Raw genomic sequence first — 23,965 nt, 5'->3', positions numbered from 1 at the left:
AGTCTGCATACACTGGCCGGCCGAAAGGCAGTTCGACCGGCCCCAGCAGGAAGCAGAGACGACAGGTGACAGAAGCGATCCTCCTGGTCGGCGGCAAGGGCACCCGACTGCGACCGCTCACCGTGAACACACCCAAGCCGATGGTCCCGGCGGCGGGCGTCCCGTTCCTCACCCACCAGCTGGCCCGGGCGAGAGCGGCGGGCGTCGAGCACATCGTGCTCGCCACCTCGTACCTCGCCGAAGTCTTCGAGCCGTACTTCGGCGACGGCTCACGTCTCGGGCTGCATCTGGAGTACGTCACCGAGGAGGAGCCCCTCGGCACCGGCGGCGCGATCCGTAACGTCGCGTCGCGGCTTCACTCGGGACCCGACGATCCGGTCCTGATCTTCAACGGGGACATCCTCACCGGCCTCGACATCCGCGCCCTGGTGGACGAGCACGAGACCACCGGCGCGGACGTCTCCCTGCATCTGTCCCGGGTCGAGGACCCGCGGGCGTTCGGCCTGGTCCCCACGGACGCGACGGGCCGGGTCCAGGCGTTCCTGGAGAAGCCGCAGACGCCCGAGGAGATCGTCACCGACCAGATCAACGCGGGCGCCTACGTGTTCCGCCGCTCGGTCATCGACACGATCCCCACGGGCCGCCCCGTCTCGGTGGAACGCGAGACGTTCCCCGACCTGCTGGCGTCCGGCGCCCACCTCCAGGGCATGGTCGACTCCACGTACTGGCTGGACCTGGGCACCCCCCAGGCCTTCGTGCGCGGCTCCGCCGACCTCGTCCTCGGCCGCGCGCCGTCCCCGGCCGTCCCCGGCCGGCGCGGCGACAGCCTCACGCTGCCCACCGCCTCGGTCGCCCCCGGCGCGAAGCTCACGGACGGCACGGTCGTCTGCGAGAACGCGACGGTCGGCGAGGGCGCCCGCATCTCGGGCAGCGCGGTCCTCGCCGGCGCGACGGTCGAGGCGGGCGCGGTAGTCACCGACTCCCTGATCGGCCGCGGCGCCCACGTGGGCGCCCGCACGGTCCTGACGGGCGCGGTGATCGGCGACGGCGCGACGGTCGGCCCGGACAACGAACTCCAGTCGGGCGTACGGGTGTGGTGCGACGCCCGGATCCCGGCGGCGGCGGTGCGCTTCTCCTCGGACCAGTAAGGGCTGTCCCCTCGGACCGGTAGGGGCCGGCGAGCCCGACCCCCTACGCTGCAAGGAGCACCCCACCACCTGACGAGGACCCCTTGGCCGGCCGATACGCCCCTCGCCCCACGCGCACCACGGTGCGCGGCGGCGAGGCCGTCGCGCCCAGGGCCGTCGTGCCCCGAGCCGTCGCGCCCAGGGCCGTCGTGCCGCGCCCGGCGACCGAGGCGCACACCCGTCGCTGGCAACCGAGGAGCCCGTTCGACCTGGGCCTGACCCTGGGACCGCTGCGCCGGGGGCCCGCCGACCCCGCCTTCCGCGTCACACCGGACGGCTCGGTCTGGCGGGCCACCCGCACGCCCGAAGGCCCCGGCACCCTGCGCGTGGCCCTGCGCGGCCACGTCGCCGAAGCGCAGGCATGGGGCCCGGGCGCAACCTGGCTGCTTGCCCAACTCCCGCAACTTCTCGGTGAGTCGGACGAGCCCGAGGTGTTCGAGCCGCGCCACCGGCTTCTCGCCCACGCCCACCACTACCGGCCGGGTCTGCGCCTGCTGCGTACGGGTCTGGTCATGGAATCGCTGATCCCGTCGATCCTGGAACAGAAGATCACGACGGAGGAGGCGTACCGCGCCTGGCGGATCCTGCTGCGCACGTACGGAACCCCGGCACCCGGCCCCACCGCCGGGCTCGGCCTGCACGTCATGCCGGAGCCGCGCACCTGGTCGCTCATCCCGTCCTGGGAGTGGCACCGCGCGGGCGTGGACAACAAGCGGGCCTCGACCATCCTGCGCGCCGTGAAGGTGGCCCGCCGCCTGGAGGAGGCCGCGTCGATGACCCCGGCCGACGCCCGCGCCCGCCTCGAACTGATCCCCGGCATCGGCCCCTGGACCTCCGCCGAGACGGTCCAGCGCAGCAACGGCGCCGCCGACGCCGTGACGACCGGCGACGTCCATCTGCCGGGCATCGTCGGCTACGCGCTCGCCGGCAACCGCGACGCGGACGACGCGGAGATGCTGCGGCTCCTCGCCCCGTACGAGGAGCAGGGCCAGCGCCACCGCGCGGCCCGCCTCATCCTCCTCAGCGGCCGCACACCCCCGCGCAGACAGCCGAAGATGCGCCGCACGAACATCGCCGACTGGTAACCGGTCCGCCGGCTAGCGCACGACCACGAAGCCATCGGCATCGCGCGGCGGGCGCTCCGCAGGCGCGACGGCCGCGTGCCCCACGGCCACGGCGCCCATCGGGTCCCACTCCTGCGGAAGGCCGAGCACCTCGCGTACGACATCGCGGCAGAACATCGTCGACGACACCCACGCGGAGCCGAGCCGCTCACCGGCGAGCGCGACCAGGAAGTTCTGCACGCCCGCGCCGGTCGCGACCACGAACATCTCCCGCTCGGCCGCGTCCCGGCGCGCGTGCCCGTACGTGTGCGACCCGTCCATCACCATGCACGGCACGACCAGATACGGCGCCTGGCGCAGCACGTCACCGCGGCGCACGCGCTTGGCGACGGACTCCTCGCTCTTGCCGTCGCGCCGCAGATCCTCGATCCACGCGTCCCGCATCGCGTCGAGCAGCCGCACGCGCGACTCCTGCGACTCCAGGAGCACGAACCGCCACGGCGTCGTGTGGTGCGGGGCGGGCGCCGTCACGGCCGCGGCGACCGCGCGCCGCACGGCTCCCGGGTCGACCGGCTCGTCCGTGAAGGCCCGCACCGTACGCCGCTGGGTCACGGCCTCCCGTACGGCCTCGGACGTGCCGAGCCGGAACATGTCGTCCCGCGCCACGCGCACCAGCTCGCGCGCGCCGGTGCCCTCGCCCACCACGTGCGCGAGCCCGCGCACGACGGCGACGGGCAGCCCGGCGGCCTTGCCCTTGACCAGGTCCCCGGCGGCGGCCAGCTCGTCCGCCGTGGCGACGACCGTGGCGCTGAGGGGATTGCCGTACGCGTCCGTGCCGCCGCGCAGGTCGTCGAGGACGTGCACGCCCGCGGCGCCGATGGCGACATCGGTCAGGCCGTTGCGCCAGGGGCGGCCGAAGGTGTCCGTCACGACGACCCCGACGTCCACGCCGAGCGCGTCCCGCAGCCCGTCCCGGATCGCCGCGGCCGACGCGTCGGGGTCCTCGGGCAGCAGCAGCACCGTGCCCGCGGGCGTGTTCGACGCGTCGACGCCGGCCGCGGCCATGACCAGGCCCAGCTTGTTCTCGACGATGCGCAGGGGGCCGCGGCGCGCGACGACCCGTACGGTCTCGGCGTCTATGGCCGCCTCGCGGTCGGTGGCCTCGACGATCCGGCCCTCGGCCTTGCTGACGATCTTCGAGGTGACCAGGAGTACGTCCCCGTCGACGAGGCCGGGCTCGGCGGTGGCGATCAGCTTGGCGAGGTCGTCGCCCTCGCGGACCTCGGGGAGGCCGGGGAGCGCCCAGGCACGGAAGGAGGGAGCGGAGGGAGCGGAAGGAACGTCACTCACGCGCGGACCTCCTCCGCGAGGGTGAGCGCCTCACGCGCCATCTGCGTCGTCGCGTCCAGGTCGGACATCATCAGCGGCACCGCGCGGCAGCGGATGCCCGCCGACTCGACGCGCTCCACCGTGCCCGCATCCACCGTGTCGACGAGCCATCCGTCGAGCAGCCCCGACCCGTAGTGCTCGGCGACCGCGGCGGCCGTCGAGTCGACACCCACAGCGGCGAGGACCTTGTCGGCCATGCCGCGCACGGGCGCGTCCCCGACGATGGGCGACAGACCGACAACGGGCACACCGGCTTCGGCGATGGCCTCGCGGATGCCCGGCACGGCGAGGATGGTCCCGACGCTGACGACGGGGTTGGACGGCGGGAAGAGGATGACGTCCGCCTCGGCGATGGCCTCCAGGACACCGGGCGCGGGCTTGGCCTGCTCGGCGCCGACGGGCACCACGGCGTGCGCGTCCACAGAGGCACGCAGCTTCACCCAGTACTCCTGGAAGTGCACGGCCCTGCGCTCCCCGTCGAGGGTCACCGCCACATGCGTCTCGACGCGGTCGTCGGACATCGGGATGAGCCGCACGCCGGGCTTCCAGCGCTCGCACAGCGCCTCGGTGACCGCGCTGAGCGGATAGCCGGCGCCCAGCATCTGCGTACGGACGATGTGGGTCGCGAAGTCCCGGTCGCCGAGACCGAACCACTCGGGCCCCACCCCGTAGGCGGCCAGCTCCTCCTTGACCAGATACGTCTCGTCCGTACGTCCCCAGCCCTGCTCCTCGTTGATGCCGCCGCCGAGCGTGTACATCACCGTGTCGAGGTCCGGACAGACCTTCAGGCCGAAGAGATGGATGTCGTCCCCGGTGTTGCCGATGACCGTGATGACCGCGTCGTCCGGCGCCGCCTGCTTGAGACCGCGAAGGAACCGGGCACCACCGATGCCGCCTGCCAGAACCACAATGCGCATGTGCCCAGCATCGCAGGCGGGTACGACACTTCGTCAGGCGGTCACGGCATCCTGCGTGGCGTCGCTGACGCAGCGGGGGGCGTGCATGGGCATCTCGGTGAGCCCGGGGTAGTACACGTGGAGGCTGACTGCGGGCTCCAGCGCGTCGTTGGCGACCTCGTGGACGTAGCCGGGGGCGAAGACGCGCTGTGCGCCGGGCGCGAGGGTGCGGGCGCCGCGCTCCGAACGCTCCGTCAGCTTGCCCTGGAGGACGGTCAGTATCCCGGAGGAGCGGCCGTGGTCGTGCAGCCCGCTGCCCTGTCCGGGCACCCAGGACAGGAGCCAGACCTCGTAGCCGGGGCCCGTCTGCAGGCGGTGGTACCAGCGGCTGGCGGCGTCGTACTCGATGAGGTGTTCCCACCGGCCGCGGTCGGCTGCGATGGAGCGCGCCAGGCCGGCGAACTCGGCGACGGTGGCCGGGTGCTCGCGCGCGGGCTGGAGCAGGTGGGGTACTTCGAGGATGTCGCCGGCGATCTGCAGGTCGCTGTCACTGTTCATGGGTACGGGGGTCCTCGGCGGGGTGCGGTGTGCGGTGTGCTGGGGGTGTCGCTGGACGGCGCCCGGCACGGATGAACTGCCGGGGGAGTGGAGCGCGGTGGAGCGAGGGGATTCAGCCGGAGCGCGGTGGGCTCAACAGCTGGGACAGCAACAGCAACAGCGCGCGTGGGCAGCACCGAGGGACCCGGGGCGGGTCACGGAAAGCGCCAAGTTCGCGAGCATGCCCACCAGGACACCGGTTCATTCCTCCCCTGTCAACTAGGTGTCCGGATTGTGGGATATGTTTCACCTCATCCGGTTGCCGTGCCAGGCGAAAGGTTTGTTCAGCTTCCGGCCGGGACACATGGCGCATCAACCGGGCGCACAAACGCCGCCGCGCTCCCGTGATCCGAATGTGATCCGGAACGCTCCGGCGCCGCCCCCGGAACGGGATCAACGCCCGAGGCGTCCTCCCTTGCAGAGGCCCGCGCGAGGTCTGCCGGAGCTCTTGGGGGGCGACGGCCGGGATGGGCCTCTGGCAAGTGTCAAGGTTTAGGCCGATTTGAACACTTTCCGCATACCCTTGGTTCCGCAGAGTGAATAAGGGACCCAATAGCAGATCTCGGCTTGACTGGCCCGGATCGGCACACTTGTAATTTCACTCGTGTCGTTCAGCCGAAAACGGTAACGGCAGCATCACGGGGACGCACAGACGGACGAGGGGCGCACTATGACCGAGTCGTTTCAGCAACTGCTGGTCGAGGACGCGGAAGAGGAACTCGGCTGGCAGGAGCGCGCACTGTGCGCCCAGACCGACCCCGAGTCGTTCTTCCCGGAGAAGGGCGGCTCCACCCGGGAGGCCAAGAAGGTCTGCCTCGCCTGCGAGGTCAGGTCCGAGTGCCTCGAGTACGCACTGGCCAACGACGAGCGGTTCGGCATCTGGGGCGGCCTCTCCGAGCGGGAGCGGCGCCGCCTGAAGAAGGCCGCCGTCTGAGCCGCTGTCAGAGCAGCCGTCCGAAACGACGAGAACGACAGGCCTCAGCAAGGACCGCAGCAGGATCCACTGAGCACCGCCCCAAGGACCGCAATAAGGACGCCGTCCGAAGACTCTTTTCCGCGTAGCGATCGGCCCGTCGCCCTGGGTTGTCCACAGGGGGCGGGCCGCCGTTGTTGTCAGCCGTTAGTGTGGGGCCCCGTCCGAGACGACCCAGCGCCCCCGCAGGGCACAGGCGTCCACCGCAGTCCAACGAACCGGGGCCCGTACCTCGATGTCCGTGCACAGCCATTCGGCAGGCCAATTCGACACTGCCGCAGCCGCGTTCAACCCGGGGCACGCCGCAGGGCCAGACCCGACCCGGCCACCCGAGTTCCCCAGACATGTCGTCACCGCCGTGCTCGTCTCCCACGACGGAGCGCGCTGGCTGCCCGACGTCCTGTCAGGGCTGCTCGGCCAGGAGCGCCCCGTACAGAACGCCGTAGCCGCCGACACCGGCAGCGCGGACGCCTCCGCCACGCTGATCGCCGACGCGATCGGCGACGAGCGCGTTCTCCACCTGGCCCGGCGCACCGGCTTCGGCCAGGCCGTCGACGAAGCGGCGCGTACCGCGGGAGTGCTGACCCCCGAGGAGCTGCCGTACCTCAAGCGCCCCAGCGGCTGGGACCCCGTCAGCCGCACCTGGCGCGATGACGCCTACGACATGCCGGAGCTCCCGCACGGCGAGCCCGAGCAGTGGCTGTGGCTCCTGCACGACGACTGCGCGCCCGAGCCCGACGCGCTCGCCGAACTCCTGCGCGTCGTCGAGAACGAGCGCGAGGCCGGCAACGAGATCGCCGTCGTCGGACCCAAACTGCGCGGCTGGTACGACCGTCGGCAGCTCCTCGAGGTCGGTGTCTCCATCGCCAACTCGGGGCGCCGCTGGACCGGCCTCGACCGCCGCGAGCAGGACCAGGGACAGCACGACCACGTGCGGCCCGTCCTGTCCGTGTCCACCGCCGGCATGCTGATCCGGCGCGATGTGTTCGAACAACTCGGCGGGTTCGACCGCAGGCTGCCCCTGATGCGCGACGACGTCGACCTGTGCTGGCGTGCCCAGGCCGCCGGCCACCGCGTCGTCATCGCCCCCGACGCCGTCGTCCGGCACGCGGAGGCCTCCTCACGCGAGCGCCGCACCGTCGACTGCGTGGGCCGCACGGCGACATCCCCGCACAAGGTCGACAAGGCCGGCGCCGTCTACACCCTGCTCGTCAACGCCCGTACGGCCGTGCTGCCCTGGGTGCTCCTGCGCCTCGTCATCGGCACGCTCGTGCGCACCCTCGCGTACCTCGTCGGCAAGGTTCCCGGCCAGGCGCTCGACGAGATCACCGGACTCCTCGGCACCCTGCTGCGGCCCGAGCGGATCCTCGCAGCCCGCCGCAGGCGCGGCAAGGGAGTGGTCGACGCCAAGGAGCTGCGGCCTCTCTTCCCGCCGCCGGGCGCCACGGTCCGGCTCACCGCCGAGCAGGTCGCGGGCAGCGTCTTCGGCGCGTCCGACCCCGAGATCAACGCCGCGGGACGGCACGGCAGCGCCGTCGAGTCCGGCCCCGGCGGCGACGACGCGGACTTCCTGGAGATCGAGCAGTTCGCCCGCCTCAAGCGCATCGCCCGCAAGCCGGGACCGATGCTCTTCGTAGTGCTGCTGTTCGTCTCGCTCATCGCCTGCCGCGCGCTGCTCGGCGGCGGGGCGCTCGCGGGCGGCGCGCTGCTGCCCGCCCCGGGTGACGCGTCCGCCCTGTGGTCGCGCTATCTCGACGGCTGGCACCCGGCCGGCACGGGCGGCACGCAGTCCGCGCCGCCGTACCTGGCGGTCGTCGCCGCGTTCTCCACGCTCCTGTTCGGCTCGACCGGACTCGCCGTCACCGTGCTCCTCGTCTGCTCGGTACCGCTCGCCGGCTTCACCGCCTACTTCGCCTCACGCCCCCTGGTCACCTCGCGCCTGCTGCGGGCGTGGGCCTCCGTCGCGTACGCCTTCCTGCCCGCCGCCACCGGCGCGCTCGCCGGCGGCCGGATCGGCACCGCGGTCCTTGCGATCCTGCTGCCGCTCATCGCGCGCGCGGGGTTGTCCGCCAGCGGCTTGATGAACCACGCGGGGGCGCGCGGCAGCTGGCGCGCAACCTGGGCGTACGCCCTCCTGCTGACCGTCACGACGGCCTTCACGCCCCTCGTGTGGCCGATCGCGCTCGTCCTCGGCATCGCGCTCCTCGCCGTCCGCCGCGGCGACATCACCGCGTACGGGTTCCGCTTCCTGGCCGCGCTCGGCACCCCGCTCCTGATGCTCGCGCCGTGGTCCCTGACGCTGCTTCCGTCCGGCTTCTTCAAGGAGGCGGGCCTCCCGTACGGCAAGGGGTCGGCGTCCGCGCTCGGACTGCTCGGCGCCTCGCCCGGCGGCTCCGGCACCCTCGGCGGACTGCTGCTCATCGGCATCGTCCTCGCCGGGCTCGCCGCGCTCCTGCGCACCGAGCGCCGCCCCGCCGTCCTCACCGCCTGGGCGATCGCACTGGTGGCCCTCGTCTTCGCGGCCCTGTCGAACAGCTCGGCCTGGGCCGGGCCCGCGACCCTCGTCTACGGCATCGCCCTCCTCGCCGCCGCCGTGCTCGGCGCCGACGGCGCACGCTCGCGCGTGGCCGAGCAGAGCTTCGGCTGGCGGCAGCCGGTGGCGGCCCTCATCGCGTTCGCCGCGGTGGCCGGACCGCTCCTGGCCGCGGCCGGCTGGATGATCCGCGGCGCCGACGGCCCCCTGGAGCGCCGCGACCCCACCCAGGTGCCCGCGTTCGTCGCCGAGGAGAGCGGCACCCAGGACCAGGCCCGCACCCTCGTCATGGACAGCGACTCGGCCGCCAAGGTGTCGTACTCGCTGGTGCGCGGCGCCGGCGCGCGCCTCGGTGACGCCGAACTGACCGACGCGGGCGGCAGCAACAAGAAGCTCGACAAGGTCGTCGCCAACCTCGTCGCCGGCTCCGGCGCCGACCAGGCCGACCAGCTGGGCGGCTTCGCCGTGCGCTACGTCCTCGTACGCGCGGGCGCGCCCCGGCAGATGAGCCGCGTCCTCGACTCCACGCCCGGCCTGTCCCGGCTCAGCCAGCAGGACGGCACCGCCCTGTGGCGCGTGGACCGGCAGGTCTCGCGCGCCGCGATCGTGTCCGGGTCCGACGAGCCGCAGCCCGTCGCCGCGGGCCCCGTCGAACTGCACACGAAGATCCCCGCGGGCAAGGCCGGCCGCGTCCTGCGCATCGCCGACACGGCCGACGAGGGCTGGACGGCGACGCTGGACGGCGCGCCCCTGACGAAGACGACCGTCGACGGCTGGGCGCAGGGCTTCGAACTGCCCGCCACGGGCGGCCGCCTGGACGTCACGTTCGACGCGCCGATCTCGCACGCGGCCTGGCTGTGGGTGCAGGGCGCGCTCGCTCTCGTCCTCGTGGTGCTGGCCCTGCCGGGCCGGCGCAGGGACGTGGACGACGACCTTCCCGAGGAGCCCGTCGTGCCCGCGCAGGCCGTCGAGGGCGAGGGCCGCAGGGCCCGCCGCCTGCGCGCCCAGGCGGAGGCCGAACAGGCCGCGGCCGAGGCCACGGACGGCGCGGTACCGCCGCCGCCTTCGGAGGATGAGCTCGCCGCGGCCGGTGTGCCGCAGCAGCCGTCGTACGGCGAGTGGGACACCCCCGCGTACGCGCCCGCCGACTACGGCCAGTACGCCGAGGGCGACCAGCAGCAGTACGAGGGCGGCCCCTACCAGGGCACGTACGACCAGACCCAGCAGGCGGACCCCTATCAGGCGGACCCGTACCAGGCCGGCCAGTACGACCCGTACGCCTACGGGGGCACGTACGACGCCCAGCAGCAGTACGGGCAGCAGGCCTACGACCCGTACGAGCAGCCGCAGCCGCCCGCGCAGCCGCCGCACGGCACCGACAGTGAGCGCCCCGACGGGAGCCAGCAGTGAACCGCACCACCCTGTCCCTGATCGCCGCGGCCGGTGCCCTCGCCGCCGTCACCGGCTTCGCGGCGGCCACCGCGCCCGGCAGCGGCGACGGCGACTCCGCGAAGGCGGCCGCGCGGCTGCCGGTGGAGCGCTCCAGCCTGCTGTGTCCCGCGCCGAGTTCCTCGGACCTCGCCGAGACCGCGTACACGTCGTACACACCCGCCTCGAAGGAGTCCGGGAGTTCCGGCAAGGCCGCCCTGTCGCCCGCCACGCGCGAGCTGACGGACAGCACCGGGAGCGGCAAGGACAAGGGCAAGGCCGACAAGCCCGTGCTGTCCCCGCAGAAGCCGGGCAAGCCCGTCGCGGGCGATTCGTCGGGCGCCGAGTCGCCCGCGCTCGTGGGCAGCGCCGACGGGAATCTCGCGCCCGGCTGGACCGTGCAGCAGACGACGGAGGTGGCCGCCGGCACCGGCCGCGGCCTCCTCGGGGTGAACTGCTCGGCGCCCGACACCGACTTCTGGTTCCCGGGCGCCTCCACGGCCAAGGAGCGCAGCGACTACATCCACCTCACGAACCCGGACGACTCGGCCGCGGTCGTCGATGTGCAGCTGTACGGCGCGAACGGCGCCATCAAGTCCGATGTGGGCGAGGGCATCCAGGTCCAGCCGCACTCCAGCGTGCCGGTCCTGCTGTCCACCCTCACCGACAAGCCGCAGACGAACGTCACGCTCCATGTGACGGCCCGCAGCGGCCGGGTCGCCGCCGCCGTCCTCGCCGCGGACGACAAGCTCGGCGGCGACTGGCTGCCGGCGTCCGCGGACCCCGCGGACACGGTCGTGCTGCCCGGCATCCCGAAGGACGCCACGAGCGTGCGCCTGGTCGCCTTCGCGCCCGGCGACAACGACGCGGACCTGAAGGTCCAGCTGGCCTCCCCGACCGGCCGCATCAGCCCGGCCGGGCACGAGAGCCTGCACGTGAAGTCGGGGATGACGGCCGCCGTCGACCTCGGCGACGTCACGCGCGGCGAGGCCGGCTCCCTGATCCTGACGCCCACGGGCGACCCGGCCCCGGTCGTGGCCGCCCTGCGCGTCGTGCGCGGCAAGGGCGACGACCAGGAGACGGCGTTCATCCCGGCGACCCGGCCCGTCGGCGCGCGGGCGACCGTCGCCGACAACCGCGCGAAGGGCTCGACGCTCTCGCTGACGGCCCCGGGCGCGGCGGGCACGGTCAAGGTGACGGCGTCGGCGGGCACCGAGGGCGGCACCCCGGTCTCGAAGACGTACACCGTGAAGGGCGGTACGACGATGTCCGTGCAGCCGCCGGTCCCGGCCGGGCTCAAGGGGGCGTACGCGCTGACGGTGGAGCCGGTGTCGGGCGGGGAGGTCTACGGCTCGCGGATGCTGGACGTGCCCGACCGGGACGTCCCGGGAGTCCCGATGTTCACGGTCCAGACGCTCCCGGACGACCGGGGGACGGTCTCGGTGCCGCACGCGGACCAGGACCTGTCGGTACTGCAGAAGTGACGAAGGAGTGGCCCGGTCCGCCGGGTCACTCCTCGTCGCCGTAGCGCGGATCCACCGTCTCGGGGGACAGACCGAGGAGTTCGGCGACCTGCTCGACCACGACCTCGTGCACCAGGGCCGCGCGCTCGTCGCGGCCCTTGGTGCGGATCTCGACCGGGCGGCGGTAGACGACCACGCGCGCGGGGCGCCCCTCGCGGGCCGCGATCGTGCCGCCCAGGGGCACCGCCTCGTCGCTCCAGCCCTCGCCGGCCGGGCCGACCGAGGGCACTTCGAGGATCAGGAAGTCGATGTCGGCGAGCTGCGGCAAGCGCCGCTCGAGCCGCTCCACGGAGTCCTGCACCAGATCGGCGAACCCCTCGGCCCGGCTCGCGGAGAGCGGCACCTGAGGAGGGGCGACGGGCCCGCGCATGCCCCTGCCGTGCCGGTCGCGGCGGCGGGGAGGCTTCGGCTCTGCGGCAGGGGGCGGTACGGGGTTCTCCATCACTGACGCAGCGTAGACCTCCCGCCGACGCACCTGCCCGCGCCGGCCCGCACGGAACCGGCATGTCGCTTCCTGACCGATCAAGCCAAACTTGGGCGCGATTCCGTATCCCTCCCGGACCGGTGGTCTCGCGGCTCCTGTCGGTATTTGCCCCGAGTGGTGACCGCGTTCACCAGGGACGCGGGGCGCACCACCCCCGGTCCGCGCAGGTCAGCGGCGCGCTCCCGGAGCCCCGTGTGCCCCGCTCCGCACCACGACACGGTGGGGTGAGCTCCCGGGGAGTCGTCGCGGCCCGCTCAAGAGTGCGGTACCGTCCAACGCTGTGAGCCCTGTACGTCGCTGTTCGCGCACCGCTTGCGGCCGTCCCGCCGTCGCGACGCTGACGTACGTCTACGCCGACTCGACCGCGGTCCTCGGCCCCCTCGCCACCTACGCCGAACCCCACTGCTACGACCTGTGCGCCGAGCACTCCGAGCGCCTCACCGCCCCGCGTGGGTGGGAGGTCGTCCGGCTCGCCCACAGCTCCGGCCCCTCGCGCCCCAGCGGCGACGATCTGGAGGCCCTGGCCAACGCGGTGCGTGAGGCGGCTCGCCCGCAGGAGCGCGCGGCCGAGGCGGGCGGCGGCCCCCGCACGGCGGACCCGATGGAGGTCGCGCGCCGCGGCCATCTACGGGTGCTGCGCTCACCGGACAACTGAGCCGGACGCCGGCGGCCGGGCCGAAGGCCGTATTCGGACTTCGGTTTCCCCTTTACGGAATCTCCTTCGTCCCACGCATTGACCTGAGTTTGTTGCGGACACAACAATTTCGCCACCCAGTGCCCGGGAGGCGCCCGTGTTCGTCCAGCAGCTTGAGCCCGTGGCCGGATCGCTCGGTCTGTCCGCGCTCGTCGCGACCCTGCCCCTGGTCACCGTGCTCGTCCTGCTCGGCGCCGTCCGCATGAAGGCCCACCTCGCGGGCCTCATCGGGCTCGCCGCGGCCGCCCTCGTCGCCTGCCTCGCCTATGGCATGCCGGTCGGCCAGACCGTGTCGAGCGCCGCGCAGGGCGCGCTGTTCGGGCTGTTCCCCATCATGTGGATCGTCGTGAACGCCCTGTGGGTGTACCGGATGACCGTCCGCACCCGGCACTTCGACATCCTGCGCCGCTCCTTCGGGCGGCTGTCGGACGACCCGCGCATCCAGGCCCTCGTCATCGCGTTCTGCTTCGGCGCGCTCCTCGAGGCGCTCGCCGGGTTCGGGGCGCCCGTCGCGATCTGCTCCGTGATGCTCGTCGCGCTCGGCTTCGACCCGGTCAAGGCGGCCGTCGTCGCGCTCGTCGCCAACACCGCGCCCGTGGCCTTCGGCGCGATGGGCACGCCCGTCGTCACTCTCGCCCAGGTCACCGGGCTCCCGCTCGGCTCCGTCGCCTCCGTGGTGGGCCGTCAGACACCGCTGCTCGCCCTCGTGGTGCCGCTGGTCCTCGTCTGGCTCGTGGACGGGCGGCGCGGCCTGCGCGAGACCTGGATACCAGCCCTCGCCTGCGGATTCGCCTTCGCCGCCGCCCAGTTCGCCGCCTCGAACTACGTCTCCGCACAGCTCGCCGACATCGGGGCCGCACTGATCGGCGCGGGCGCCCTCGTCGCCGTGCCGCACGCGCGCAGGCCCGCCGCCGAACCCGTACGCGCCGCCGTCCTGACCGGCGTACGCAGCGAGGAGCTCGACCAGGACGACCCGCGGCCCGAAATCCTGCGCGCCTACGCCCCCTACGCGCTCATCGTCGTCATCTTCTCGATCGCGCAGATCCCCGCGGTCAAGGACTGGATCGCCAAGGCGACGCGCGTCTTCGACTGGCCCTTCCTGAACGTCGCGAACCCCGAGGGCAAGCCCGTCGGCGGCAACCTCTTCACCCTGCCGCTCGTCTCCACCGGCGGCACCCTGGTCCTCCTCGCCGGCGCGATCACGGCCGCCGTCATCGGCGTCCACGCGCGCGTAGCCGTACGCGAGTGGCTGGCGACCGTGTACGAGCTGCGCTTCGCGATCCTCACCGTGACCAGCGTCCTGGCCCTCGCCTACGTCATGAACCTCTCCGGGCAGGCCGCCACCATCGGGCACTTCGTCGCCGCGGCCGGCGCGGGCCTCGCGTTCCTGTCGCCCGTACTCGGCTGGTTCGGCGTCGCCGTCTCCGGTTCCGACACCTCCGCCAACGCCCTCTTCGGCGCACTCCAGGTCACCGCCGCCCAGCAGTCCGGCCTGTCACCCGAACTGCTCGCCGCCGCGAACAGCTCCGGCGGCGTCCTCGGCAAGATGATCTCCCCGCAGAACCTCACGATCGCGTGCGCGGCCGTGGGGCTCGCGGGCAAGGAGGGGGACCTGCTGCGCAAGGTGCTGCCGTGGAGCGCGGGACTGCTGCTCGTGATGTGCCTGATCGTGATGGCGCAGAGCTCAGCGGTCCTCGGCTGGATGCTGCCCTGACAGCCGACTGTCAGTCCGTACGGGTAGTTTGTGCTGTCCGAAGCGGACTTCAGGAGAGTTGGGTGACCGTGGCTGCTGATCTGTCGCAGATCGTCAAGGCGTACGACGTACGCGGAGTGGTCCCCGACCAGTGGGACGAGCGCCTCGCCGAGCTGTTCGGCGCCGCCTTCGTGCGCGTGACGGACGCCGCGGCGATCGTCGTCGGACACGACATGCGGCCCTCGTCGCCCGGCCTCTCCCGGGCCTTCGCGCGGGGCGCGGCCGCCCTCGGCGCCGACGTGACCGAGATCGGCCTGTGCTCCACCGACCAGCTGTACTACGCGTCGGGCGCGCTCGACCTGCCCGGCGCGATGTTCACGGCCTCGCACAATCCGGCCCAGTACAACGGCATCAAGATGTGCCGCGCCGGCGCCGCCCCCGTCGGACAGGACACGGGCCTCGCCGACATCCGCGAACTGGCCGAGAAGTGGCTGGAGACGGGCGCCCCCGAACCCGCCGTGCAGGCGGGCACCCTCACCCAGCGCGACACCCTCGACGACTACGCGGCCTACCTGCGCTCCCTCGTCGACCTCACGGAGATCCGCCCCCTGAAAGTCGTCGTCGACGCGGGCAACGGCATGGGCGGGCACACCGTCCCGACCGTCTTCGCGGGCCTGCCGCTCGACCTCGTCCCGATGTACTTCGAGCTCGACGGCACGTTCCCCAACCACGAGGCCAACCCGCTCGACCCGGCGAACCTCGTGGACCTGCAGAAGCGCGTCCGCGAGGAAGGCGCCGACCTCGGCCTCGCCTTCGACGGCGACGCGGACCGCTGCTTCGTCGTCGACGAGCACGGCGACCCCGTCTCCCCGTCCGCCGTCACCGCCCTCGTCGCCTCCCGCGAACTGGCGAGGAACGGCGGCACAGGCACGATCATCCACAACCTGATCACCTCCCGGTCCGTCCCCGAGGTCGTGAAGGAGCACGGCGGCACACCGGTACGCACGCGCGTGGGCCACTCCTTCATCAAGCAGGAGATGGCCACCTCCGGAGCGATCTTCGGCGGCGAGCACTCGGCGCACTACTACTTCCGCGACTTCTGGAACGCGGACACGGGCATGCTCGCCGCGCTCCACGTCCTCGCCGCCCTCGGTGGCCAGAGCGGCGCCCTGTCCGCCCTGGTCGCCGAGTACGACCGCTACACCGGCTCCGGCGAGATCAACTCCACGGTCGCCGACCAGCGCGCCCGCCTCGCGGCGATCAAGACCGAGTACGCCGGCCGGGACGGCATCACGCACGACGAGCTCGACGGCCTGACGATCACCTCCACGGACTGGTGGTTCAACGTCCGCCCGTCCAACACGGAGCCCCTCCTGCGCCTGAACGCTGAGGCCAGGGACGAAGCCACCATGACCAAGATCCGCGACGAGGTCCTGGCGATCATCAGAGCCTGACCACGGCCACACCCGCCGCGACTCCCGTCCGAGCAGCCGTGCCCCCGCCCCCGGCGGTACGCTGACCAGGCCGCACGCACACACATCCACACCGCCGAAGGGACACCTCATGCCGCTCGAAGCCGGCCTCCTGGAGATCCTCGCCTGCCCGGCCTGCCACGCCCCCCTCAAGGAGGCGGACGCCGAGCTGCTCTGCACCGGATCGGACTGCGGCCTCGCCTACCCGATCCGCGACGGCATCCCCGTACTCCTCGTTGACGAGGCCCGCCGCTCCGCATAGGTCCCACCCAGGCCCCGCAGGGGCCGTCCCGGAGGCTGACACCATGCTCGACGAATCGCTGCTCGACGCCCCCGAGGCCCTCGCCAAGGTCGACCGCCGCGGACTCCTGCGCGGCGCCGCCGAGGCCGGCGCCCGCGTCCGCACCGCGGTCCGGCACGCCGCGGAGGCCGGGATCACCGAGCTCAAACCGGACGGCCGCCCGCGCGCCGTCCTCTTCGCGGGCCCCGGCCTCGCCGCCGGCTGTGTCGGTGACCTGCTCGGCAGGCTCGCCGGCGCCTCCTGCCCCGTAGCGCGGCTGCACCCCACCGGCGTCGCCCCCGCCGCGGGCGCCCTGCGCTGGGAGCTGCCCGGCTGGGCGGGCCCCGTGGACCTCCTCCTCGTCGCGACCACCGACGGCACCGAGCCGGGCCTCGCCCTGCTCGTCGAGCAGGCTTACCGGCGCGGCTGCACGATCGTCGCCGTCAGCCCCGCGGGCACCCCCCTGACCGAGGCCGTCGCCGGGGCACACGGCCTCTTCGTACCGATGGCGACCGCCCCGTACGAGGAGGACGAACCCGCCGCGGCCTCCGCGCCCGGCGCCCTGTGGGCCCTGCTCACCCCCCTGCTCTCCCTCCTGGACCGCACCGGCCTGCTCTCCGCGCCGGCCGAGACCCTGGAGAAGGTCGCCGACCGCCTCGACCAGACCGCCGAGCGCTGCGGCCCCGCCGTCGCGACCTACAGCAACCCCGCCAAGACCCTCGCCGCCGACCTCGCCGACGCCCTGCCCCTGATCTGGACCGAAGGGCACGCCGCGGGCCCGGCAGGCCGCCGCTTCGCCGCCGCGCTCGCCGAACTCGCCGGCCGCCCCGCCCTCGCCTCCGACCTGCCCGAAGCGCTCCCCGCGCACGGCCGCCTCCTCCTCGGCGACCTCGCGGGCGGCGCCGACCCCGACGACTTCTTCCGCGACCGGGTCGACGAGGCACAGCCGATGCGCGTCCGCGTCGTCCTCCTGCGCGACCGGCCCGGCGGCCTCACCGCCGCGCCCGCCGCCCGCGAGCTGGCACTCGGCCACGACACCCCGATCAGCGAGCTCGAGCCCGAAGAGGGCGACGAACTGGAAACACTCGCCGAACTGATCGCCGTCACGGATTTCGCCGCCGTTTACCTCGCGCTCGCCTCGGGCGCATGACGTGGACCCGGCCGGTCCCGAACCACCGGCCGGCCCCTGACCCGCGTACGGAGAAGAACACCTGATGGACCGCCTCACCAACACCGTCCGCCCCTACGCCTGGGGCTCGACCACCGCCATCCCGCACCTCACCGGTGCCGAGCCGACGGGCGAGCCGCAGGCCGAGATGTGGATGGGCGCCCACCCGGGAGCCCCCTCGCGGACCGGGCGCGGCCCGCTCAACGAGGTGATCGACCAGGCCCCCGAGCGCGAGCTCGGCCCGCAGGCCGTCGCGAAGTTCGGCCCCCGACTCCCCTTCCTCCTCAAAATCCTCGCCGCGGGCGCCCCGCTCTCCCTCCAGGTCCACCCCGACCTCGCCCAGGCCAAGGAGGGCTACGAGGCCGAGGAGCGCGCCGGCGTCCCCATAGACGCCCCGCACCGCAACTACAAGGACGCCAACCACAAGCCCGAACTGATCTGCGCCCTCACGCCGTTCGAGGGCCTGTGCGGATTCCGCGCCCCCGAAGAGGCCGCGCGCCTCATCGAGGGCCTCGGCGTCGACTCCCTCAAGCCGTACGCCGACCTGCTGCGCGCCCACCCCGAAGAGGCCGCGCTGCGCGAGGTCCTGACCGCCGTACTGAGCGCGGGCCACGAGGAGATGGCCGCCACGGTCACCGAGGCCGCGGCCGCCGCCGAGCGCCTCGGCGGCGACTACGCGCCCTACGCCGGGCTCGCCCACCACTACCCCGGCGACCCGGGCGTGATCGCGGCCATGCTGCTCAACCACGTCCGACTCAACCCCGGCGAGGCCCTGTTCCTCGGCGCCGGCGTCCCGCATGCCTACATCGACGGCCTCGGCGTAGAGATCATGGCCAACTCGGACAACGTCCTGCGCTGCGGCCTCACCCCCAAGCACGTCGACGTCCCCGAACTCCTGCGCATCGTCCGCTTCGAGGCCACCGACCCGGGCATCCTGCGCCCCGAGGCGTCCCCGGCCGGCGAAGAGGTCTACGAGACCCCCATCGATGAATTCCGCCTCTCCCGCTACACCCTGCCCGAGGGTGCCGCCGCGCACGACGTGACCACCGGGACCCCGCAGATCCTGCTCTGCACCGCGGGCACGGTCCGCGCCGGCGAACTCGACCTCACCGCAGGGCAGTCGGCGTTCGTCCCTGCCGGCGAAAAGACCGAAGTGTCCGGAGCCGGCACGCTCTTCCGGGCAACCGTGGTGGCCTGACGCGCCTCAGTCGTCCCGGGCTGCAACAATGACCCACCGCAAAGGGTGGGCAAAGCCCGGGACGGCGTACGCGGACAGATCCGTACGAGCCAGGACCGGGACGGCGTACGAAGGGACATCGGGAACACATGAGCGCTTCAGGCGGCACAAAAGCGATCGTGGCGGCACTCGCCGCCAACCTCGCGATCGCGGTAGCGAAATTCGTGGCGTTCCTCTTCAGCGGCTCGTCCTCGATGCTCGCCGAGAGCGTCCACTCGCTCGCCGACTCCGGCAATCAGGGCCTCCTGCTGCTCGGCGGCAAGAAGGCGCAGCGCGAGGCGACCCCGCAACACCCCTTCGGCTACGGTCGCGAGCGCTACATCTACGCCTTCCTCGTCTCCATCGTCCTCTTCTCGGTCGGCGGCATGTTCGCCGTCTACGAGGGCTACGAGAAGATCAAGCACCCGCACGCGCTCGAGAACTGGTACTGGCCGATCGGCGTCCTCGTCTTCGCGATCATCGCCGAGAGCTTCTCGTTCCGCACCGCCATCAAGGAGTCCAACCAGCTGCGCGGCAAGCTCACCTGGTCCCAGTTCATCCGCCGCGCCAAGGCACCCGAGCTTCCCGTCGTCCTCCTGGAGGACTTCGGCGCGCTGATCGGTCTCGTCCTCGCACTCGCCGGCACCGGCCTCGCCCTCGCCACCGACGACGGCCTCTGGGACGGCATCGGCACCCTGTGCATCGGCGTCCTGCTCATCGCCATCGCGATCGTGCTGGCCGCCGAGACCAAGTCGCTGCTCCTGGGCGAGGCCGCGGGCATCGACGACGTCAAGAAGATCGAGACCGCGCTCGTCGACGGCGAGACCGTCACCGGCGTCATCCACATGCGCACCCTCCACCTCGGCCCCGAGGAACTCCTCGTCGCCGCGAAGATCGCCGTCCAGCACGACGACACGGCCACCGAGGTCGCCAACGCCATCAACGCCGCGGAGGCCCGCATCCGCGAGGCCGTCCCGATCGCCCGCGTGATCTACCTCGAACCGGACATCTACAACGAGGCGGCCGCCTCGGCCGCCTCGGCCGGCACCAACCCGGCCAAGACCCCGGCCGGCCCGGCCTCTGACAGCCCGGCCAAGACCCCGGCCGGCCCGGCCTCTGACAGCCCGGCCCCGGACAGCTCGGGCCCGGACGCCAACTGACCCTCCCGCTCACGCCGGGCCCGGAGGCGGGCTGGGTCCGCCTCGGCCGATCGGTGTAGATTCGTCTCTGAGCCAGACGTCGCTGCTGATGGCGGTCGGGCGGCCCGCACGACGGGCCGGCCGAGGGAGAGAGGGCCTCCGACGGACTGCGCTGCGAGCCCCGGGCACTCGTATGCCCGTCGCCGCACGCCAGCCATGCCCACCTCGACCCACCACCACGAGGAGCAAGCTCCCTATGACGACTGTCGACAACCGGCAGGACCAGGACTTCAAGGTCGCCGATCTCTCCCTGGCCGACTTCGGCCGCAAGGAGATCACCCTCGCCGAGCACGAGATGCCCGGCCTGATGTCCATCCGCAAGGAATACGCCGCCACGCAGCCGCTCGCGGGCGCCCGCATCACCGGCTCCCTGCACATGACGGTGCAGACCGCCGTCCTCATCGAGACCCTCGTCGCACTCGGCGCCGACGTCCGCTGGGCCTCCTGCAACATCTTCTCCACGCAGGACCACGCCGCCGCGGCCATCGCCGTCGGCCCGAACGGCACCCCGGACAACCCCCAGGGCGTCCCGGTCTTCGCCTGGAAGGGCGAGACCCTCGAGGAGTACTGGTGGTGCACGGAGCAGGCCCTGACCTGGCCGAACACCCCTACCGGCGGCCCGAACATGATCCTGGACGACGGCGGTGACGCCACCCTCCTCGTCCACAACGGCGTCCAGTACGAGAAGGACGGCAAGGTCCCCTCGGCCGACACCGCCGAGTCCGACGAGCACCGCGTCGTCCTCGAGCTCCTGGGCCGCACCATCACCGACGGCTCGCAGAAGTGGACCCAGCTCGCCTCGGAGATCCGCGGCGTGACGGAGGAGACCACGACCGGTGTTCACCGTCTCTACGAGATGTACCGCGACGGCACTCTGCTGTTCCCGGCGATCAATGTGAACGACGCGGTGACGAAGTCGAAGTTCGACAACAAGTACGGTTGCCGCCACTCCCTGATCGACGGAATCAACCGTGCCACCGACGTCCTGATCGGCGGCAAGACCGCCGTCGTGTGCGGTTACGGGGACGTGGGCAAGGGGTGTGCGGAGTCGCTGCGCGGCCAGGGTGCCCGGGTGATCATCACCGAGATCGACCCGATCTGCGCGCTGCAGGCGGCGATGGACGGCTACCAGGTGGCGACGCTCGACGACGTCGTCGACAAGGCCGACATCTTCGTCACCACGACCGGCAACAAGGACATCATCATGGCCTCGGACATGGCCAAGATGAAGCACCAGGCGATCGTGGGCAACATCGGCCACTTCGACAACGAGATCGACATGGCCGGTCTCGCGCAGATCCCGGGCATCGTCAAGGACGAGGTCAAGCCGCAGGTCCACACCTGGAAGTTCCCCGACGGGAAGGTCCTCATCGTCCTGTCCGAAGGCCGTCTGCTGAACCTGGGCAACGCGACGGGCCACCCGTCCTTCGTGATGTCCAACTCGTTCGCGGACCAGACCCTGGCCCAGATCGAGCTGTTCACCAAGCCCGACGAGTACCCGACCGACGTCTACGTGCTCCCCAAGCACCTCGACGAGAAGGTCGCGCGCCTGCACCTCGACGCCCTCGGCGTGAAGCTGACGAAGCTGCGCCCCGAGCAGGCCTCGTACATCGGCGTAGAGGTCGACGGCCCGTACAAGCCGGACCACTACCGCTACTGATCCCGAGCGGACCCCGGTGCTACGCAGGCCCCTCGCACTCCGGTGCGGGGGGCCTGCCCCGTACCGGCCCGGCCCCCCACCACCCGACGTCCGCACGACCCCGAAGGACCTCGAGAGCCCCCATGCCCCGCGGCCGCTATTCGCTCCACGACACCCACGACCACACCCCCCTCGGCGAAGAACACTTCCACTGCGCCCCCGGCCCCTCCGGCTGGCGCTACGTCTCCCAGACCGTCACCCCCTCCGGCGACCACTCCGGCTCCGTCGACCTGGCCATCGACGAACTCGGCCGCCCCATCCGCCTCGAACTCAACGCGGCGAGCTGGCAGGTACGAGGAGCAGCCATCGACGGCGTCACCTGGGTACGCACCGACCCCACCGGCACCCACGCCACCGAAGGCAACGCCCCCGCCCACGCCTTCACCGGCACCTCGCCGGCCTTCCTCGTCGCCACCGCACGCCTGTTGCGCCTCACCCCCGCTTCCCCCGCGACCCGCGTCCGACTGGTCCGCTTCACCGACCCGGTCCTGGCCCCCCTCACCCTCGACCAGTCCTGGGCCCTGCTGAAAACAGAAACACACGCCACTGACACCGGCCCCCTGAACGTCGACGAATACCAGGTCACAGACCTGGACACCGGGGAACAGCAGGCCGTCCACCTCGCCGGCGACGTAGTGCTCGCCGCCCCCGGCATCGAACTCGAACACCTCGAATCCCCGCCGTCGACCTTCGCCTGAGAAGCGGCCCCGCGTCAGGCAGGCGGCACGAAACCGGTGCCCGGCCCCTCGTCCTCGCGAGGACCCGCAGCCGCGACATCGGGAGCGGGCGGCGCAGCAGCCGCGACAGCAGGACCAACGGGCGGCCCAACCGGCGTCGCAGCACCCGGATACACCGGCCCCGGCCCGCCCACCGGAGCCGCCCCAGCCGCCCCGACCGGTGCCGCACCCCCCGCCCCGCCGCCGAACGCCCGCCGCGCATCCCGCGACTGCCGCTCATGCACCACCGCTGCCAGATACGCCGCAGGCGGCACATCCCCCGGCGCCGGAGCCCCCGTACAAGCCGCCAGATCACCGGCAAGCCGCTCAGCCATCGAATGGCCCACCTGCGGATCCAGCTGCCCCATCCGCGTCAGATACGACCGCACCGCCAGCCACAGCCCGTCCGGCACCCCCGACAAATCGAGCCCGGAGAACCGCCCGACCAGCCACGGCGGCGGCGGAGGCACGAACCGCGCCGGCCCCGCCGGCACCCGCTCCCGCACGACGAGCGTCCCCGCGAACACGTCCCCGAGCCGCCGCCCCCGCTCGGACACCAGCGACGCGATGCACGCGACCACCCCGAACGTCATGAGGATCTCCACCACCCCGACGGCCCCGCGCACCAGCGCATGCCGGAGCCGGATCGGCCCCCCGTCGTCCCGCACCACACGCAGCCCGCACGCCAGCTTGCCCAACGAACGCCCATGGCTCAGCGTCTCCACCGCAATCGGCACCCCGACAAGCACCAGCAAAAACGTCGCCACCGCCACCGCGGCGGCCGCCGCCTGGTCCAGGGAAGAGGTCGACGCCACGATCCCCATCGTCACCACGATGTACACGGTGAACGCCACGACAAGATCGATGACCACTGCCAAAGCCCGACTGGGCAGTTTCGCGGGGCGCAGCTCAAGAGCCACCGCCTCGCCCGTCACAAGCTCACTCACGCCGGCCGTCCTTCCCTGCCCTGCCCTCGGAACCGCCAGTCTGCCAAGCTGAGGGCACATCGCGCCGCAGAGGTAGCCGCAGCAACAGCAGCCGAGGAGCAGCCGACCCGATGGACCTCGACGTCTTCGTGTCCGCCCACCGAGCCGAGTGGGACCGACTGGACGCGTTGCTGCGCCGCAGGCGCCGCCTCACCGGCGCCGAAGCGGACGAACTCGTCACGCTCTACCAGCGGGCCGCGACCCACCTCTCCCTGATCCAGTCCAGCGCCCCGGACCCGCAGGTATCCGGACGCCTCACACAATTGGTGGCACGCGCGCGTAGTGCCGTGACAGGCACCCGCCGCGCCTCCTGGCGCGACGTGACCCGCTTCCTGACCCAGGGCTTCCCCGCGGCGGTCTACCGCTCCCGCCACTGGTGGGTCCCCACCGCACTCCTCTCCACCGCGATAGCCGCCCTCCTGGGCTGGTGGATAGGCACCCACCCCGAAGTACAGGCGTCGATAGCCGCCCCTTCCGAACTACGCGACCTCACGCGCCCGGGCGGCCAGTACGAGACGTACTACTCCAGCCATCCCGCGGCCTCCTTCGCCGCGCAGGTGTGGACGAACAACGCCCAGGCCGCCGCCATGTGCCTGGTCCTGGGCGTCTTCCTGGGCCTCCCCGTCCTCTGGATCCTCTTCCAGAACATGCTGAACCTGGGTGTGGGCATCGGCCTGATGTCCTCGGCCGGCCGTCTCGACACCTTCCTCGGCCTGGTGCTGCCCCACGGTCTCCTGGAACTGACGGCAGTCTTCGTAGCGGCCGGTA

Annotated in this window: 20 protein-coding genes (1 of these 20 only partly in view); 15 read left to right on the top strand and 5 right to left on the bottom strand. The window is 72.4% G+C overall.

Features of this window, described 5'->3' with window-relative positions:
- Nucleotides 1-65: 65 nt before the first annotated feature.
- Nucleotides 66-1,148, top strand: a complete 1,083-nt coding sequence (manB, locus tag ACY0PA_RS18430; RefSeq protein ID WP_453777882.1) for a mannose-1-phosphate guanylyltransferase — start codon at nucleotides 66-68, stop codon at nucleotides 1,146-1,148.
- 83 nt (nucleotides 1,149-1,231) lie between these two features.
- Entirely contained in the window at nucleotides 1,232-2,272 is a 1,041-nt protein-coding gene (locus ACY0PA_RS18425) for a DNA-3-methyladenine glycosylase family protein (RefSeq protein ID WP_473085642.1), read from the top strand.
- Between the two features lie 12 nt (nucleotides 2,273-2,284).
- On the opposite strand, the gene ACY0PA_RS18420 is transcribed toward ACY0PA_RS18425, so the two are convergent.
- From ACY0PA_RS18420 to ACY0PA_RS18410, 3 genes are read right to left on the bottom strand one after another with little or no spacing between them, the layout of a single operon-like run.
- Complete coding sequence (locus ACY0PA_RS18420; RefSeq protein ID WP_473085641.1) at nucleotides 2,285-3,601, bottom strand: coenzyme F420-0:L-glutamate ligase; 1,317 nt, start codon at nucleotides 3,599-3,601, stop codon at nucleotides 2,285-2,287.
- Nucleotides 3,598-4,557, bottom strand: a complete 960-nt coding sequence (gene cofD, locus ACY0PA_RS18415) for a 2-phospho-L-lactate transferase (protein ID WP_100597963.1) — start codon at nucleotides 4,555-4,557, stop codon at nucleotides 3,598-3,600. Before cofD ends, ACY0PA_RS18420 begins: the two co-directional genes overlap by 4 nt.
- A gap of 33 nt (nucleotides 4,558-4,590) precedes the next feature.
- Nucleotides 4,591-5,094 (bottom strand): cysteine dioxygenase, encoded by a 504-nt coding sequence (locus ACY0PA_RS18410; RefSeq protein ID WP_473085640.1) that lies wholly within the window; start codon nucleotides 5,092-5,094, stop codon nucleotides 4,591-4,593.
- Nucleotides 5,095-5,803: 709 nt separating this feature from the next.
- On the opposite strand from ACY0PA_RS18410, the gene ACY0PA_RS18405 reads away from it, so the two are divergent.
- The 3 genes from ACY0PA_RS18405 (at nucleotide 5,804) to ACY0PA_RS18395 (ending at nucleotide 11,551) form a co-directional block, all read left to right on the top strand.
- Nucleotides 5,804-6,067, top strand: a complete 264-nt coding sequence (locus ACY0PA_RS18405) for a WhiB family transcriptional regulator (protein ID WP_093617031.1) — start codon at nucleotides 5,804-5,806, stop codon at nucleotides 6,065-6,067.
- Nucleotides 6,068-6,341: 274 nt separating this feature from the next.
- Nucleotides 6,342-10,049, top strand: coding sequence for a glycosyltransferase family 2 protein (locus ACY0PA_RS18400; RefSeq protein WP_473085639.1), 3,708 nt, complete (start codon nucleotides 6,342-6,344; stop codon nucleotides 10,047-10,049).
- Nucleotides 10,046-11,551, top strand: coding sequence for a DUF5719 family protein (locus tag ACY0PA_RS18395; RefSeq protein ID WP_473085638.1), 1,506 nt, complete (start codon nucleotides 10,046-10,048; stop codon nucleotides 11,549-11,551). Before ACY0PA_RS18400 ends, ACY0PA_RS18395 begins: the two co-directional genes overlap by 4 nt.
- A gap of 25 nt (nucleotides 11,552-11,576) precedes the next feature.
- Here ACY0PA_RS18395 and ACY0PA_RS18390 read toward each other — a convergent pair whose 3' ends face one another.
- Complete coding sequence (locus tag ACY0PA_RS18390) at nucleotides 11,577-12,032, bottom strand: metallopeptidase family protein (RefSeq protein WP_473086353.1); 456 nt, start codon at nucleotides 12,030-12,032, stop codon at nucleotides 11,577-11,579.
- 322 nt (nucleotides 12,033-12,354) lie between these two features.
- Between ACY0PA_RS18390 and ACY0PA_RS18385 the strand changes: the two genes are divergently transcribed.
- The 9 genes from ACY0PA_RS18385 (at nucleotide 12,355) to ACY0PA_RS18345 (ending at nucleotide 22,193) form a co-directional block, all read left to right on the top strand.
- Nucleotides 12,355-12,729, top strand: a complete 375-nt coding sequence (locus tag ACY0PA_RS18385; protein ID WP_473085637.1) for a DUF3499 domain-containing protein — start codon at nucleotides 12,355-12,357, stop codon at nucleotides 12,727-12,729.
- A 136-nt stretch (nucleotides 12,730-12,865) separates the two neighbouring features.
- Entirely contained in the window at nucleotides 12,866-14,482 is a 1,617-nt protein-coding gene (locus tag ACY0PA_RS18380) for an L-lactate permease (RefSeq protein ID WP_473085636.1), read from the top strand.
- 68 nt (nucleotides 14,483-14,550) lie between these two features.
- The gene (locus ACY0PA_RS18375) at nucleotides 14,551-15,915 is read left to right on the top strand and encodes a phosphomannomutase/phosphoglucomutase (protein ID WP_473086352.1); all 1,365 of its coding nucleotides are present in this window, start codon (nucleotides 14,551-14,553) and stop codon (nucleotides 15,913-15,915) included.
- A 109-nt stretch (nucleotides 15,916-16,024) separates the two neighbouring features.
- Nucleotides 16,025-16,195 carry a Trm112 family protein gene (locus tag ACY0PA_RS18370; protein ID WP_473085635.1) on the top strand — a complete coding sequence of 57 codons (171 nt, stop codon included), beginning with the start codon at nucleotides 16,025-16,027 and terminating at the stop codon, nucleotides 16,193-16,195.
- A gap of 43 nt (nucleotides 16,196-16,238) precedes the next feature.
- Complete coding sequence (locus ACY0PA_RS18365; protein ID WP_473085634.1) at nucleotides 16,239-17,363, top strand: SIS domain-containing protein; 1,125 nt, start codon at nucleotides 16,239-16,241, stop codon at nucleotides 17,361-17,363.
- Between the two features lie 64 nt (nucleotides 17,364-17,427).
- Nucleotides 17,428-18,579, top strand: coding sequence for a mannose-6-phosphate isomerase, class I (manA, locus tag ACY0PA_RS18360; protein ID WP_473085633.1), 1,152 nt, complete (start codon nucleotides 17,428-17,430; stop codon nucleotides 18,577-18,579).
- Nucleotides 18,580-18,707: 128 nt separating this feature from the next.
- On the top strand, nucleotides 18,708-19,757 hold the full coding sequence (locus tag ACY0PA_RS18355) for a cation diffusion facilitator family transporter (RefSeq protein ID WP_473085632.1): 1,050 nt from the start codon (nucleotides 18,708-18,710) through the stop codon (nucleotides 19,755-19,757).
- A 235-nt stretch (nucleotides 19,758-19,992) separates the two neighbouring features.
- Nucleotides 19,993-21,456: an adenosylhomocysteinase gene (ahcY, locus tag ACY0PA_RS18350; RefSeq protein WP_473085631.1), complete on the top strand. Its 1,464-nt coding sequence runs from the start codon at nucleotides 19,993-19,995 to the stop codon at nucleotides 21,454-21,456.
- 122 nt (nucleotides 21,457-21,578) lie between these two features.
- Entirely contained in the window at nucleotides 21,579-22,193 is a 615-nt protein-coding gene (locus ACY0PA_RS18345; RefSeq protein ID WP_326775445.1) for a hypothetical protein, read from the top strand.
- Between the two features lie 14 nt (nucleotides 22,194-22,207).
- On the opposite strand, the gene ACY0PA_RS18340 is transcribed toward ACY0PA_RS18345, so the two are convergent.
- Nucleotides 22,208-23,158 carry an RDD family protein gene (locus ACY0PA_RS18340; protein ID WP_473085630.1) on the bottom strand — a complete coding sequence of 317 codons (951 nt, stop codon included), beginning with the start codon at nucleotides 23,156-23,158 and terminating at the stop codon, nucleotides 22,208-22,210.
- A gap of 110 nt (nucleotides 23,159-23,268) precedes the next feature.
- Here ACY0PA_RS18340 and ACY0PA_RS18335 point away from each other — a divergent pair, with 110 nt between their 5' ends.
- Nucleotides 23,269-23,965, top strand: the 5' portion of a protein-coding gene (locus tag ACY0PA_RS18335; RefSeq protein WP_473085629.1) for a stage II sporulation protein M. 311 nt of this gene lie beyond the right edge of the window; 697 of the gene's 1,008 nt are visible here — the first part of the coding sequence; it begins with the start codon at nucleotides 23,269-23,271; the stop codon falls past the right edge of the window.

The organism is Streptomyces sp. DS1-CR2 (assembly GCF_055760475.1).
Note: the sequence above shows the minus strand (reverse complement) of the source record. Positions and strands in the feature narration are given on the sequence as shown.

Excerpts from the sequence above, each read along its gene's own strand:
- ACY0PA_RS18400 (WP_473085639.1), top strand. The coding sequence starts at position 6,342 with ATGTCCGTGCACAGCCATTCGGCAGGCCAATTCGACACTGCCGCAGCC.
- ACY0PA_RS18410 (WP_473085640.1), bottom strand. The coding sequence starts at position 5,094 with ATGAACAGTGACAGCGACCTGCAGATCGCCGGCGACATCCTCGAAGTA.
- ACY0PA_RS18390 (WP_473086353.1), bottom strand. The coding sequence starts at position 12,032 with ATGGAGAACCCCGTACCGCCCCCTGCCGCAGAGCCGAAGCCTCCCCGC.
- ACY0PA_RS18365 (WP_473085634.1), top strand. The coding sequence starts at position 16,239 with ATGCTCGACGAATCGCTGCTCGACGCCCCCGAGGCCCTCGCCAAGGTC.
- manA (WP_473085633.1), top strand. The coding sequence starts at position 17,428 with ATGGACCGCCTCACCAACACCGTCCGCCCCTACGCCTGGGGCTCGACC.
- ACY0PA_RS18370 (WP_473085635.1), top strand. The coding sequence starts at position 16,025 with ATGCCGCTCGAAGCCGGCCTCCTGGAGATCCTCGCCTGCCCGGCCTGC.
- ACY0PA_RS18345 (WP_326775445.1), top strand. The coding sequence starts at position 21,579 with ATGCCCCGCGGCCGCTATTCGCTCCACGACACCCACGACCACACCCCC.
- ACY0PA_RS18405 (WP_093617031.1), top strand. The coding sequence starts at position 5,804 with ATGACCGAGTCGTTTCAGCAACTGCTGGTCGAGGACGCGGAAGAGGAA.
- cofD (WP_100597963.1), bottom strand. The coding sequence starts at position 4,557 with ATGCGCATTGTGGTTCTGGCAGGCGGCATCGGTGGTGCCCGGTTCCTT.
- ACY0PA_RS18355 (WP_473085632.1), top strand. The coding sequence starts at position 18,708 with ATGAGCGCTTCAGGCGGCACAAAAGCGATCGTGGCGGCACTCGCCGCC.
- ahcY (WP_473085631.1), top strand. The coding sequence starts at position 19,993 with ATGACGACTGTCGACAACCGGCAGGACCAGGACTTCAAGGTCGCCGAT.